Source organism: Simplicispira sp. 125, from assembly GCF_003096555.1.
GTDB lineage: Bacteria > Pseudomonadota > Gammaproteobacteria > Burkholderiales > Burkholderiaceae_C > Simplicispira.
The window spans coordinates 1,680,274-1,693,037 of sequence record NZ_QEKM01000001.1 but is presented as its reverse complement, the minus strand read 5'-3'; the positions used below and the strand labels follow the sequence as shown (position 1 = coordinate 1,693,037).

General features: G+C 60.7%; 11 protein-coding genes and 1 pseudogene. 4 read left to right on the top strand and 8 right to left on the bottom strand.

Features of this window, described 5'->3' with window-relative positions; genetic code table 11:
* Window positions 1-80: 80 nt before the first annotated feature.
* Window positions 81-488 (top strand): helix-turn-helix transcriptional regulator, encoded by a 408-nt coding sequence (locus C8D04_RS07790; RefSeq protein WP_233521141.1) that lies wholly within the window; start codon window positions 81-83, stop codon window positions 486-488.
* Between the two features lie 170 nt (window positions 489-658).
* Here C8D04_RS07790 and C8D04_RS07785 read toward each other — a convergent pair whose 3' ends face one another.
* The 6 genes and pseudogenes from C8D04_RS07785 to C8D04_RS07755 all read right to left on the bottom strand — a co-directional run bounded on the left by C8D04_RS07785 (window position 659) and on the right by C8D04_RS07755 (window position 9,404).
* A complete protein-coding gene (locus C8D04_RS07785) occupies window positions 659-1,123 on the bottom strand; it encodes a tetratricopeptide repeat protein (RefSeq protein ID WP_116004323.1) in 465 nt (154 codons plus the stop codon).
* Window positions 1,124-1,135: 12 nt separating this feature from the next.
* Window positions 1,136-4,447 (bottom strand): RHS repeat-associated core domain-containing protein, encoded by a 3,312-nt coding sequence (locus C8D04_RS07780; protein WP_158550291.1) that lies wholly within the window; start codon window positions 4,445-4,447, stop codon window positions 1,136-1,138.
* A gap of 1,395 nt (window positions 4,448-5,842) precedes the next feature.
* Window positions 5,843-6,397, bottom strand: a pseudogene (locus tag C8D04_RS07775) (integrase core domain-containing protein); the annotation flags it as partial.
* Between the two features lie 40 nt (window positions 6,398-6,437).
* Window positions 6,438-6,683, bottom strand: a complete 246-nt coding sequence (locus tag C8D04_RS19115) for a transposase family protein (protein WP_255415508.1) — start codon at window positions 6,681-6,683, stop codon at window positions 6,438-6,440.
* A gap of 44 nt (window positions 6,684-6,727) precedes the next feature.
* The gene (locus C8D04_RS07765; protein WP_116004321.1) at window positions 6,728-8,002 is read right to left on the bottom strand and encodes a CaiB/BaiF CoA-transferase family protein; all 1,275 of its coding nucleotides are present in this window, start codon (window positions 8,000-8,002) and stop codon (window positions 6,728-6,730) included.
* Between the two features lie 208 nt (window positions 8,003-8,210).
* Window positions 8,211-9,404 (bottom strand): acyl-CoA dehydrogenase, encoded by a 1,194-nt coding sequence (locus C8D04_RS07755; protein ID WP_116004319.1) that lies wholly within the window; start codon window positions 9,402-9,404, stop codon window positions 8,211-8,213.
* Window positions 9,405-9,583: 179 nt separating this feature from the next.
* On the opposite strand from C8D04_RS07755, the gene C8D04_RS07750 reads away from it, so the two are divergent.
* The 3 genes from C8D04_RS07750 (at window position 9,584) to C8D04_RS07740 (ending at window position 11,167) form a co-directional block, all read left to right on the top strand.
* Window positions 9,584-10,513 carry a LysR family transcriptional regulator gene (locus C8D04_RS07750; RefSeq protein ID WP_116004318.1) on the top strand — a complete coding sequence of 310 codons (930 nt, stop codon included), beginning with the start codon at window positions 9,584-9,586 and terminating at the stop codon, window positions 10,511-10,513.
* A gap of 79 nt (window positions 10,514-10,592) precedes the next feature.
* Window positions 10,593-10,907 carry a hypothetical protein gene (locus tag C8D04_RS07745; RefSeq protein ID WP_116701310.1) on the top strand — a complete coding sequence of 105 codons (315 nt, stop codon included), beginning with the start codon at window positions 10,593-10,595 and terminating at the stop codon, window positions 10,905-10,907.
* Between the two features lie 44 nt (window positions 10,908-10,951).
* Window positions 10,952-11,167 (top strand): hypothetical protein, encoded by a 216-nt coding sequence (locus C8D04_RS07740; protein WP_116004316.1) that lies wholly within the window; start codon window positions 10,952-10,954, stop codon window positions 11,165-11,167.
* Window positions 11,168-11,222: 55 nt separating this feature from the next.
* Here the strand turns inward: C8D04_RS07740 and C8D04_RS07735 are convergent, their stop codons facing one another.
* On the bottom strand, window positions 11,223-11,888 hold the full coding sequence (locus C8D04_RS07735) for a c-type cytochrome (RefSeq protein ID WP_233521140.1): 666 nt from the start codon (window positions 11,886-11,888) through the stop codon (window positions 11,223-11,225).
* A 193-nt stretch (window positions 11,889-12,081) separates the two neighbouring features.
* Complete coding sequence (mobA, locus tag C8D04_RS07730) at window positions 12,082-12,741, bottom strand: molybdenum cofactor guanylyltransferase MobA (RefSeq protein WP_116004315.1); 660 nt, start codon at window positions 12,739-12,741, stop codon at window positions 12,082-12,084.
* Between the last annotated feature and the right edge of the window lie 23 nt (window positions 12,742-12,764).

Sequence of the window (12,764 nt, the reverse complement as noted above, 5' to 3'; positions counted from 1 at the left end):
GCGATCCAGATTTTTTTAACTCGACAGAAGTGTACTACTCAAAGTAGTATTCAACACCACTCATCGCAAATGCTGACCCTATGCTCGCTACTGTCTCCACTTTCCCGCAGGCACACGCAGTCATGGCCATCAGCAGCGAAGAGCGCGATTTCTTTGTGACGTTGGGCGAGCGCATCGCCGCGCAGCGCAAAGCATGCGGCATCACGCAGGTGCAGCTGGCTGAGGTGTTGGGGGTGTCGCAGCAGACCGTGCAGGCCTATGAGGTAGGCCGCAGGCGCATTCAAGTAGCTGCACTGCCAACCGTAGCCAGAACCCTGTCCATGTCGCTGGAAGAGTTATTTGGAGAAGACACACAGGCCCGGCGCTCCAAGCGCGGCCCACCGTCTAAATTGGAGAATCAACTGGAGCGCATCAGCACGCTTTCCAAGCCTCGCCAGCGCATGGTGATTGACGTGATCGAGGCCATGCTGGCTCAACACAGCTCGTAGCACGCGCAACGCTGGCACCATAAAAGAAGCCACCCGGAACCCCACAGCTTTAGCGGCTGGCAGGGGTTGCAGGTGGCTTTTTGTGTGAGTAATAGACCTCAGTGCGTGTACTCACGCAAGAGGTGGGCTTGGCGCGCGCGACCGTAACCAAAATCCACCCGGATTACATGTTAGCGAATATTGACACCCATCATTCTTGCTCGCCGAAGCCAAATTTTCGCGGCCTTTCGATCGCGATCAATACCAATTCCATAGTAGAGACAACGCCCCACCTCTCCATAAGCATCATTATCTCCATAAAGGGAAGCTGCCAAAAAATGACGATACGCTAATTTATTATTTCTTCTAACGCCACTGCCTTTCTCATAGCAGACGGCCAAGTCGAAATGGGCTGATGGAATATCGGCTTTGGAGGCCTCTTTTAGCAAAGCAACGGCTCTTTTCAAGTCCAATTCAAAGCCGCCATGGCCGAACAAGCACCAAGTCGCCAAGGCATATGTGGCACGTGGGTCTCCATTTTGGTGAGCCTCTTCGAGCAGCGATCTTGCTGCTTCTAATTTGGGTTGGCTGCTTGAGGCCGCTGCCAGAGCAAGTTCGTAGGGGCCATCAGATTGGCCATCATTAATTTTTTTCATGGCAGACTTCTATTAACAAAGCTCAGGCCCGGGTATAGGAGGTGGCTCCATTACTTCGCATAGCGGGCAAACTAACGGCAATATTCCAAGTATAACAGGCCAAGGTCCCTTGTGGTTCGGGGGTTTCTGACTAGGGGGTCTTCTGCTTTTATCTCCCTTTTCTCCGCCTGCATCCTTGCCTTTTCGTGCCTGACCTTTCTCATGCTTTCCTTTAGTACTCGGTCTTGCTCCACTTGTATGTTCAGCAGCCAAACCCTCAGGATCGACATAGCTCAGTGGATTCCCCTCCACATAGGCAAACCGATTCCACCCCCCATCCAGCCCAATCGGATCCGCCTGCGTATACCGCCCCGTCCTGCTGTCATAACTCCTGAAGTAGTTGTAGTGCAGTCCAGTCTCCTGGTCAAAGTATTGCCCCGGGTACCGCAGGTTGAATTGGACATCCGGGATAGAGGTCGTGCCCGTGGTTGGGGTGGTCGTCTCGCTCGTGAACCGCTTGGCTGCCGTGGTCGGCTGCTCATCTCCAAGCGCGCTGTACGCCCACTGCCATGCCACGTGCCCGTCGGCCTGGGTGAGCTTTCTCGGGGTGTTCAGGTGGTCGCTGTGGATGGCGTAGGCCGTTCCCTTGATCATTGCCGCAATGGGCATCGGACCATTGGCGGTGGGCAGGTAGAGGTATTGGCTAATCCCTCCACTCAAGGCCCCGCCCGTGCCGTACTCGCCCAGCAGGCTGCCGTCTTCCCCATACACGTAGCTCCAGCCCAGGAGTTCGGCTTCGCTGGTGCCAGGGCTCCAGAGTTTGCTGAAGAAGTTCACCAGTTGCTGGATGAGGCCGGGCTGCTTTGCCTGCGGGTCTTCTTCATCGTCATCGGCCAGCAGGTTGTTCAGGTTCTTGCCGGTGCTTTGGGTGCTGGCGGTGTACAGGGGTTCGGTCTTGAAGACGCGCTGGCCCAGGGCGTTGTGGGCGTATTTAGTCTTGGGGGCGTCTTCCCCTGCTCCGGTGGTGGCGCTTTCCAGGCGGCCCTGGCTGTCGTAGCCGTAGCTGCGCAGTCCGTCGTGGGTGAGGTCGCCTGCTGCGTTGTACTGGTAGGCAACGCTGCTGGTGGCGGTGTTGCCTGCTCCACTGGCGGTTTGCTCAAAGCCCAGCAAGCGGTTGTGGCCTGCTGCTGTGCCGTAGCTGCGGCTCACGGTACTGATGCTGGCTGGATTGCCTGTAGTGGTGGTCTGCACGCTGGACGTGCGGTTGCCGTTGGCGTCGTACTGGTAGCTGGTACTGCGCACGCTGTCACCCAGTTGGGTGATGCGGCCCAGGTTGTCGTACTGCACGCTCCAGGTGGTGTCGGCCTGGCTGAGGGTGCTCTCCAGCGGGTTGGTGCTGCCAGGCTTGACCAGGTTCTGGGTCAGGCTGGTGATGCGGCCTGCGTTGTTGTACAGGTAGCTGCTGAACTCGGTGGCAGTGAGCTGGCCCGCGGTGTTGTAGCTGCGGCTGGCGTTGATGGGCGTGTTGCCGGTACTCCCTGTGGGCAGGTTCCAGGTCCAGCCGGTGGGCTGGCCCAGAGGGCTCCAGGTGATGCCGCTCACGATGGACTGGCCTGCCCAGGTCAGGCCCGTGGTCTGGCCGGTGGTGTCATAGACATACTGCAGCACCTGTCCACCGGGGTAGGTGGTGGTGGCTAGCAGACCGGAGGCGGTGTAGCTGTAGCTCACACTGCGCACGTTCCCGCTGATCAGGGTCTGGGTTTTGTGGATCACGCGGCCGAAGGCATCGCGCTGGTAGACCGTGGTGCCGCTGGGGTCCACGATTTCGCTCAAGGCGCCTTTGCTGGCGTTGGGCTGGTTGGCCGCGTTGTAGAGATTGCCCGTCAGGTCGTAGCGCAGGAGGGTGGTCTGTCCACCGGCCTGGGTCATCTGGATGGGGCGGCCCAGCAAGTCGCGTTCGATGCTGGTGGCCTGACCCAGGGCATCGACGATGCTGGTGGGCAGGCCCAGTGCGTCGTACTGCGCGGCCTCTCCTCCGCTGTCCGGGCTGGATTCAACGGCAGCGTTGCCCAGGGCATCCCGGGTGTAGGTGGTGGTCACCCCCTTGAAGTCCGTGGCCTGTGTAACGCTGTCCAGTGCGTTGTAGCTCAGTTGGGCTGTGGCATTGGCAGCGTTGGTGATGGTCTTGACGCGGCGCAGCGCGTCCAGACCGAGTTGGGTGGTTTCGTTGGCGGCGTTGGTGGTGCTCACGGCTTCGCCGTTGGCATCAAAGCCCTGCATGGTGGTCAGCTGGCCCCCTACGGTGGTGCTTTCCACGCGGTTCAGGCTATTGATACTGCGCGCCAGCAGCCAGGCCAGTTGGCCCTGGACATTGCGCACCTCTTCACGGGTGCGGTTGCCCATGGCGTCCAGGGTGTAGACGCCGGAGTGGCCTCGGTTGTCGCTCCAGCCCGTCAGGCGCTGGGCAGCGTCGTAGGTGTAGGTGGTGACATGACCGTGCGGCATGGTGGCTGTGGCCACCTGACCCGAGGGGCGGTAGGTCAATGTGGTGAGCTGCCCGCCCCGGTTGGTGGTGAGCATGCGCCCGCGGGGATCGTAGGTATAGGTGGTGACCAGGCCCGTGGGGGCCGTGTGGGTGAGCACACGCCCGGCAGCGTCATGGGTGTAAGTGTCTACATGGCCCAGGGCGTTGGTGACCGTGGTGAGGTTGCCTGCGATGTCGTAGGCGTAGCTGGTCACTGCACCGTTGGGGGCGGTCTCCGTCGCGACAAGGCCGGAGGGGTGGTAGGTCCAGGTGGTGGTTCTAGCGACGTTGCCTCCCGTCACCCCCGTGGTGTCGGTGACCGTCTGGGTGAGGCGGTTGCCCTGGGTGTCGTAGGTGTAGGTGGTGGTGCGGCCGGGTTCGGTCACAGACACTGGCAGACGCCACTGGGGGTGCCATTCGGTGGACGTGGTCCGCTGTTCGGGTTTGCCGGAGGCTTGAGTAATGGCCGTGGGCAGGCGCCGGAAGCTGTCCCACTGAGTGGTGGTGCTAGTACCCAAGAAGTCGGTTTCTGCGGTGACTAGGCCCAGGGGGTTTTGCACGCGGCTGGCGGCGTCGGGGCGGCCGAGGCCGTCGGGTTTGTCAGCGCCTGTGACGGCGAGTTTGCCCAGGTTCAGGCTGTAATTGAAACTCCGCTTGGTGCCAAGCGGGTCTGTGATGGCCGTCGCTTCACCAATGTTGGTCGGGTAACTTACTGTATAGCCATCGACACCGCCGCTCTTGATAGTTTGCGTTGCTCGACGTCCACTATCGTAGTAGTACGTCGAAACACGTTGCCCGTTTAATGCCCAACCCGTTAACAAGGATGGGCCGGTAGAGACTTCGTAAAAGTAGTTTGCGACGTCGCCGCCATCATAGGTTACCTGAACCAGCCTTTGATTATTATCGTAGGCATAGGTTATATTTTCTCCCGCATCGGTCACCAGCTCCGAAAGAAGTCCTTTTGAATTGTATAAAAAATCAAAGGAACGACCAAAATTATTGACAACACGCTCAAGCTTAGCGTCAGTGTTGTAATAAAAATTGACTGCCCAGCCATTCCGGAAAGTTTGCAGGAGCACTTTTCCTGCGGAGTCGAAATGAAGTTCGTACTCTTTTGGCGCCGATCTATACAACCATCCTTCGCTCGTTTGTTGCAGCGAATCATTGTGTCCATTAGGTTGCCAAATGGCATTGATTTTGGTAAATATTCTTACCTCACCCCCGCCATCTGTAATCCTTACACTTTCTTGCCCACCTGCGGGGCTGCCTATCTTGTCTAACGAAATTGCAAAATTATGGCGCCATGCCATACCCATGGATCCGGCCCCAGCCTCGAAGCTTTGATAAATTCTGCTGAAACTTAAAGGGAAGGCTCCTAGCCCATTAATATCAGAACGAGATTGATACTTCTCCCCTGTGACCGCCAAAATAGGATTCGGTGTACTCCCACCCGCGGGACACATCATGTCTTTGGGGTCAATAGGCTGCCCCGGACATGCTTCTGCCTCAATATTGCCTTGAGGAGGGGGACGTTGACGCCCATCAATAGAGGGGCAAACTGGGTGTACATGCCCCATTACAGAGTCAGCCACCTTCCAAGGCGGATTCATCCAATACGCGGGCCTAGAATAAAGTACTTGATCAGGACGGAATGGCCCAATGACCAGATTTCCATCCCAAAACCGCGGATAGTGAGGGTGCTGCGAATTGAGCTGCACGAGCTTTTCTTCTGATATTTTTTGAGCCGCCTCCTCCTTGCTCGAAAAATATCGGTCACAACCCCAAGAGTATGTATTACCAGGCTTGCTTTCGCACCACTTAGGTGGCTGGGCAGATTGGGATTGACTCGATATAAGAAGAAAAATAGGTGTTACAAAAAATCGACAAAACCAGCGCAACATCAAGCCACTGGTCGCGCTGACTTGCACGCCTTCCAGATAGGCTAAATCAATCGAGTACTGCATCCCTCTCCCCTTATTTTTTATACCTAATTATTTTCCTGATCGCGTGGCGGTTACCAGCGCTGCGGGCTTTACCTCTTGCGCGTGGACTCTACACAGCAAGCGTCAGATTGGTCAATGCAACGGCATGCATTTCGGCGTAACAGGGCGTATCCGATGCTTCTTTGCCTTCTGACAGCAGGGGAGCCATAACATTGCATATATGGACGCCCCCACAACAACAAGTGATCTTGCCCCCGTATTTCAGGACACGGACTATTCGCAATGTAGCGTCTGCTCGATCTGAGCAATCCGCTGTTGGGCAGCGCGATGCTGCCTGAACTCTCTGGGTGATTTCATCTTCAACGCCGAGTGCGGGTGCACTTTATTGAAGTGTTCGAAGGCTGCGGCCATCTGCTCCATCACCGTTCTCGCATCGGCAAGGTCCATGCGGCTGACGTAGTCGCGCTTGAACGTGTTCACGAAGCTCTCGGCCACGCCGTTGCTCTGCGGGCTGCACACCGGCGTGTTGACCGGCTTCAAACCCAACTGCCTGGCGATCTGCTGGGTCTCGGCTGCGATGTAGGCGCCGCCATTGTCAGAGAGAAACTCCAAGGCGTGAGCCTCGGGAATGCCATCGACATGACCGAAGCGCTTCTCCACGGCCTCAATGAGCATTTCACGCACCGGCTCGCCCGGCAGCCCTTTGCCCTCCCATGCCCGGTAGGCCAGGATCTCGCGATCACAACAATCTTTCGTGAATGTCGCGGTCACGGTTTGTCCTGAGTCACACTTGATCTCGAAGCCGTCCGAGCACCAACGCATGTCGCTGTGGCCTCGTCTCGGCGCACGGTATTGACAGCCCGGTTGGTCAACTGCACCCCGTAAAAGCCGTGAAAACCGTCAGAGGCGATAGTTGCCTCCGGCAGATTGCCCTTTGGCTCTCGCAATGAAGGCTTTGAACATCGATCTGGCGCCACAACGCGTTGTCCGCGCAGTGCAAGATGCGCGCACGGGCTGCCACTGACATCTCGCGCGCAAGCGCAAGAGCCAGCGCCTCGAACATGAGGGTGCAGTGACTGAACAGGCGCCACGCCGCGTTTAAACAGTCCCTCAAATGCCTATCAAAGGCCTCCCATCAGAAGCCATAAGCCCGTTCCGTCACACCACCCCGTCAGCACGCAAGCGCGCAATGTGGTCGGCATCCAGCCCCAACGACTGCAATACCTCATCAGTGTGTTGGCCCAGCGCAGGTGGCGCATTGCGCAGCACGGGCGGCGTGGCCGACAAACGCAGCGGGCTGGCCACGCCGGTGATCTGCTGCACGTTGTCGGTGGCGGCCTCGCCGTCCTTCCAGCGCGGCAGCGTCACGGCCAGGCCACGGGCCTGCACCTGCGCGTCGTCAAACGCCTGTGCAATGGTGTTGATGGGGCCGCAGGGCACGGCCTTGTCTTCCAGCAGCGTGATCCAGTCGGCCGTGGTGCGCGTGCGCGTCACGGCCTCCATGGCGGGGATCAGCGCAGCACGGTTTTGCACGCGCAGTGTGTTGGTGGCATAGCACGGGTCGCTGGCCCACTGGGGCTGCTCGGCGGCGGCGCAAAAGCGCTGGAACTGGCCGTCGTTGCCAATGGCCAACAGCATGTTGCCGTCGGCGGTGGGGAAGTCTTGGTAGGGCGCGAGGCTGGGGTGGCTGTTGCCCATGCGGCCGGGCGCCTTGCCGGTGGCGAGGAAGCCCGAGGCCTGGTTGGCCAGCACGGCCATGCCCACGTCCAGCAGCGCCATGTCGATGTGCTGGCCCTGGCCGGTGCCATGGGTGGCGTTGTCGCGCACATGCAGCGCGGCCAGGATGGCGTTGCTGGCATACAGGCCCGTGAACAGGTCAATGACGGCCACGCCCACGCGCATCGGGCCGCCGCCGGGTTCGGTGTCAGCCTGGCCCGTGATGCTCATCAGGCCTGTCATGGCCTGCACCATCAGGTCGTAGCCCGCGCGTTCGGCATAAGGCCCGTCCTGCCCGAAACCGGTGACGGAGCAGTAGATGAGGCGCGGGTTGAGCGCGCGCAGGCTCTCATGGTCCAGCCCATATTGCTTAAGCCCGCCCACCTTGAAGTTCTCCACCACGATGTCCGCCTCTTGCGTCATCTGCCGGATCAGCGCCTGGCCCTCTGGCGAGGCCATGTCGATGGTGACCGAGCGCTTGTTGCGGTTGCAGGCGGTGTAGTAGCTGGCCTGGTCGGTGTCGTTGCCGTCGGCATCTTTCAAAAAAGGCGGGCCCCACTGGCGCGTGTCGTCGCCCACGCCGGGGCGTTCCACTTTGACCACGTCCGCGCCCAGGTCGGCCAGGATCTGCGTGCACCACGGCCCGGCCAGCACACGGGAGAGGTCGAGCACCTTGATGCCTGCGAGGGCGCCAGCGTTCTTGGGTGATGTGGTCATGGGGTTGGTGAACTATTAAATTGATAGCTGCTAGCGCTTATCTATAAAGCGCTAGAGGCCAAAAACGTGTGAAATTGGCATGAGGGGTGAGGTGGGCGTGTCTCCAAGCCAGGGACGCCGAGCAAGGGCCGCCCCGCAGCGAGGGCGTCGTCCCCCTTCCCGGCGAAGCCGAGAGAAGGGGGAAGGCGCGCAGCGCCTCAGGGGGAAGTCACGAAAACGCCGCAATCCCCGTCTGGGCGCGGCCCAGGATCAGCGCATGCACATCGTGCGTGCCTTCGTAGGTGTTCACCACTTCCAGGTTCACCAGGTGGCGGGCCACGCCAAACTCGTCGCTGATGCCGTTGCCGCCCATCATGTCGCGCGCCAGGCGGGCGATGTCCAGCGCCTTGCCGCAGCTGTTGCGCTTGATGAGGGAGGTGCCTTCCACGCTGGCCGTGCCCGCGTCCTTCATGCGGCCAAACTGCAGGCAGGCTTGCAGGCCGATGGCGATCTCGGTCTGCATGTCGGCCAGCTTCTTCTGGATGAGCTGGTTGGCAGCCAGGGGGCGGCCAAACTGCTTGCGGTCCAGCGTGTACTGGCGGGCGGTGTGCCAGCAGAACTCGGCCGCACCCAGGGCGCCCCAGGCGATGCCGTAACGGGCGCTGTTCAGGCAGGTGAAGGGGCCCTTCAAACCTTGCACTTCAGGGAAGGCGTTTTCTTCGGGCACGAACACGTCGTCCATCACGATCTCGCCGGTAATCGATGCACGCAGGCCCACCTTGCCGTGGATGGCGGGGGCCGTCAGGCCCTTCATGCCCTTTTCCAGCACAAAGCCGCGGATGGGGCCCACGGCGCCGCCTTCGGACACTTCCTTGGCCCAGACCACGAACACGTCGGCCACGGGGCTGTTGGTGATCCACATCTTGCTGCCCTTGAGCTTGTAGCCGCCATCGACCTTGTAGGCGCGCGTGGCCATGCTGCCGGGGTCGGAGCCGTGGTCGGGCTCGGTCAGGCCGAAGCAGCCGATCCACTCGCCGCTGGCGAGCTTGGGCAGGTATTTCTGCTTCTGCGCTTCGGTGCCGAATTCATGGATGGGCACCATTACCAACGACGACTGCACGCTGGCCATCGAGCGGTAGCCCGAATCCACGCGCTCCACTTCGCGGGCGATCAGGCCGTAGGCCACGTAGGAGAGACCAGGGCCGCCGTACTGCTCGGGGATGGTGGGGCCCAAGAGACCCACTTCGCCCATCTCGCGGAAGATGCTCACGTCCATCTTTTCGTGGCGGAAGGCGTCCAGCACGCGGGGTGCCAGCTTGTCCTGGCAATACGCTGCGGCGGCGCCCTGGATGGCGCGCTCGTCGTCGGTCAGTTGCTGGCTCAGGAGGAAAGGGTCATCCCATTGAAAAGCGGCGTGGGCCATGTGTGTCTCCAGGTCGGAAAAGGGGGAAGAAAAAAACGAATCTGGAACGCATCGTAGGCTTTGGGATGCTGGCCCGCAAGCGAGTTCTTTTCATCCAGACATGCGTTTATGGAATGTATGGAATACTGGCGGCCAGCTAAGTCAAGGTGTGGCTGGTCACTTAAAAATTCCTCTTCATCATGCGCCGCAACATTCCATCGACCCAGGCCCTGGCCTGTTTTGAAGTGGCCGCCCGCCACGAGAGCTACACCCGCGCCGCGCAGGAGCTGTCGCTCACGCAGAGCGCCGTGTCGCGCCAGATCCAGGCGCTGGAAGAGTTTTTGGGCGTGCAGCTGTTTCGTCGCACGCGCCACGGCGTGGTGCTGACGCCTGCGGGCGCGCACTATGGCCGCCAAGTGGCGCGCTGGCTGCAGGGGCTGGAGCGCGACACGCTGGACGTGATGGCGCACCAGGGCGAGGGTGGCACCATCTCGCTGGCCGCAGTGCCCACCTTTGCCACGCGCTGGCTCATCCCGCGCCTGCCGCAGCTGGCGCAGGCGCACCCCGACATCGTGGTGCACATCGATACGCAAACGCGGCCTTTTTTGTTTGCCGACACGACCTTTGACGCCGCGCTGTACGCGGGCACGCCCGAGCAGGTCGCCAACTGGCCCGGCGTGCAGGCGCAGTTGCTGATGCACGAAGACGTGGTGCCCGTGTGCAGCCCGCGCCTGCTTGAATCCGCTGCGCCCCGGGGCCGGGGCCGCGCGCACCAGCCTGTGGCGGCCGAGGCGCTGGCCGATCTGCCCCTGCTGCAGCAAAGCACACGCCCCTATGGCTGGCGCCAGTGGTTCGAGGCGATGGGGGTCGATGCGCCGTACGCCCTCGATGGCCCGCGCTACGAGCTGTTCTCCATGCTGGCCGTGGCCGCCACCCATGGCATGGGCGTGGCGCTGATGCCGCCGCTGCTCATCGAGGCCGAGCTGGCCAGCGGCGAGCTGGTGGTGGCTTGCGCCCGGCCGTTGCGCGGGGAGCGCGCTTATTACCTCGTCAGCCCGGCGCATGCCTTGTCGCCCGTGCTGGCCGCCTTCAGTGCCTGGCTGGCGACGATGGCGGGCCCTGACGCATAAAAGGTCTCTTCCTACAAGCCGCGCTTTGGCTCTAAAGTAAGCTCATTGCAATCCCCTCCACAGAAAAAGGATTGATCGCATGTACGGAATATCGGCGGTGCGCTATGACAGTCGGCAAGGGCCATGTATCAGCGAGGTGCTGATGGGATTGCTGGCTGCCGATGGCCGTTGCTGGGAATCTGCACCCGTGCCTGTGCCGCTGGTCGAAGTGGTCGACCGGCTGCTGGAGGGTGACCCCATTGTGGCGGTGCGCCCCGGCCCGCGCGGCACGCTGGTACACGGCGCTCCGGCCTGCCTGCAGGTACAAGACAGCCAGCATGGCGGCTGGGACGAGTGCATCAGCTTTCCGGAAGACGGCAACGCTCCCGCGCTGCACGACCTTCCCCTGTTTTGACGCATGGAGCGCCACAACCGCTTTGTTTTTACGGGAGACCTGCTATGAGCACCTACCACGCGCCCCAGTTTGATCCCACTGTGGACGAACTCGAAACCCTCAAGCAATTGGAGATGGGTGAGCTGGTCACCACGCCCCAGGCGCTCAAGGAGCATCTGTCCAGCCGCCTTTATGAGCGCGGCTACCTTGGTAAAAACAGCGCTGACGAGCTGACCATTACCGACGCAGGCCGCGCACTGATCCGCCGCCAGGACAATTGAGCGTCACAGCGCCAGAGTACTTGCGACACGTAGTGAGCGCTCCGGTACTGAATGCTTACGGCATGGAGGAAACGTAGGCGACCACCGCTTCGATATCCGCGTCCGTCATCAGCCGGGTATTGGGCGTCATGATCGAATCAGAGCGGACATCGCTACCGCTGCGGTAACGATGCAGTGTGGTGCGCAAGTATTCGGTTTGCTGCCCGGCAATGCGGGCAATCTGGTCGTTGCCGCGGCCTGTCTGCCCGTGGCAGCGAAAGCAGGTCTTGTTGAAATACGACTTGCCTTTGTCTGCCAGTGCAGCATCGGTGGCGGGTTTGTGTGCTACTTCCTGGGCGGAATAGAACAACACCATGCCGATTTTTTCATCGCTGTTCATGGCGCGGATCATGCCCTCCATGAACTCGTTGCGGCGTCGCCCATCGGCAAACTGGCGCAATTGTTCCAGCAGGTAGGCAGGGTTCTGGCCGGCCAGATTGGGGATGGATGGCTTGGTGCTGTTACCCCCCTCGCCATGGCAGTTGGCGCATACCGCAGCCACCTTGCGACCGATCTTGAACAGGTTCTCTGCCAGTTGCGTGTCCGTTTGCACTTCGCGGAACCGCACGTCCAAGTCAACCTTTGCGCTGGACCGTGCGGACTGGGCTGCCGCGGGCATGAAAAAAGACGCCGCCATCATTGCCGCCGCCAGAAACATGGGAATGCGCTTTATCATTTTCATAACCACAAAATAAAGATGGTTATTTTAGGATGCCGCTGTCCGCGCAAAACATGGCCTATGTCAAGCCGACGACAAAAATCTGGAGGTGTGCAGCGGGTATCAAGCGCACGTCGGCCTCTTGCACTGCCGTTTTATATTACATAATAGCTATAAATTTAATAGCTATTGGCGATTTGTGGGTAAGCGATAGAGGCTATTTTTCGCCAAAATTCCCATGCCTTGCCGTGATTTCCAGCTGGCGTAATTCTTCGAGTGTGTTGGCATTGAAGAAGGCCTCACTCGCATCAGACGGCAGGTCAAATGGAACCCGCACACAAGTGTGCTGCGCAGTCCAGGCGCCGACCTTGCGTCCGCCAGTGGCAATGAAATGGGCCAGGCTGTCCTTCAAACGGACATTGAGCAGGCAAAACACCGGCTGAGGGCGCAGGGTGGTGTGCTGCGGATCGCTGTAGTCGCGCGCTGCGGCCATGGCGATGTCGGCGCCCTCGCGGCAGGCGGCATGTGCCAGTCGTTGGGCCAGGTCGACGGGGAACAGCGGCGTATCGCAGGGCACGGTCAGCAGCCAGGCGGTGCGGCAGTGCTCCATTCCGGCCAAAAAACCTGCGAGGGGGCCGGCAAAGTCGGCCTGCGCATCGGGGCATACGGGGGCGCCAAAGGTTTGGTAGGTGTCCAGATGGCGGTTCGCGTTGACCAGCGTGCGGCCCACCTGGGGCTGGAGCCGGCGCAGTGCGTGCAAGGCCAGCGGGGTGCCCTGGAACAGCTCAAGCCCTTTGTCGATGCCGCCCATGCGGGTGCCCTGGCCGCCGGCCAGTACCAGGCCTGTCATGTCCCGTGGGTCAATCGAGGGGCGCATGCTGCAGCCGGTAGCCCGCCGGG

Bases quoted from the DNA above. Each gene is read 5' to 3' on its own strand.
- C8D04_RS07785 (WP_116004323.1), bottom strand. From the start codon at position 1,123: ATGAAAAAAATTAATGATGGCCAATCTGATGGCCCCTACGAACTTGCT.
- C8D04_RS07755 (WP_116004319.1), bottom strand. From the start codon at position 9,404: ATGGCCCACGCCGCTTTTCAATGGGATGACCCTTTCCTCCTGAGCCAG.
- mobA (WP_116004315.1), bottom strand. From the start codon at position 12,741: ATGCGCCCCTCGATTGACCCACGGGACATGACAGGCCTGGTACTGGCC.
- C8D04_RS07740 (WP_116004316.1), top strand. From the start codon at position 10,952: ATGAGCACCTACCACGCGCCCCAGTTTGATCCCACTGTGGACGAACTC.
- C8D04_RS07735 (WP_233521140.1), bottom strand. From the start codon at position 11,888: ATGAAAATGATAAAGCGCATTCCCATGTTTCTGGCGGCGGCAATGATG.
- C8D04_RS07790 (WP_233521141.1), top strand. From the start codon at position 81: ATGCTCGCTACTGTCTCCACTTTCCCGCAGGCACACGCAGTCATGGCC.
- C8D04_RS07765 (WP_116004321.1), bottom strand. From the start codon at position 8,002: ATGACCACATCACCCAAGAACGCTGGCGCCCTCGCAGGCATCAAGGTG.
- C8D04_RS07750 (WP_116004318.1), top strand. From the start codon at position 9,584: ATGCGCCGCAACATTCCATCGACCCAGGCCCTGGCCTGTTTTGAAGTG.
- C8D04_RS07745 (WP_116701310.1), top strand. From the start codon at position 10,593: ATGTACGGAATATCGGCGGTGCGCTATGACAGTCGGCAAGGGCCATGT.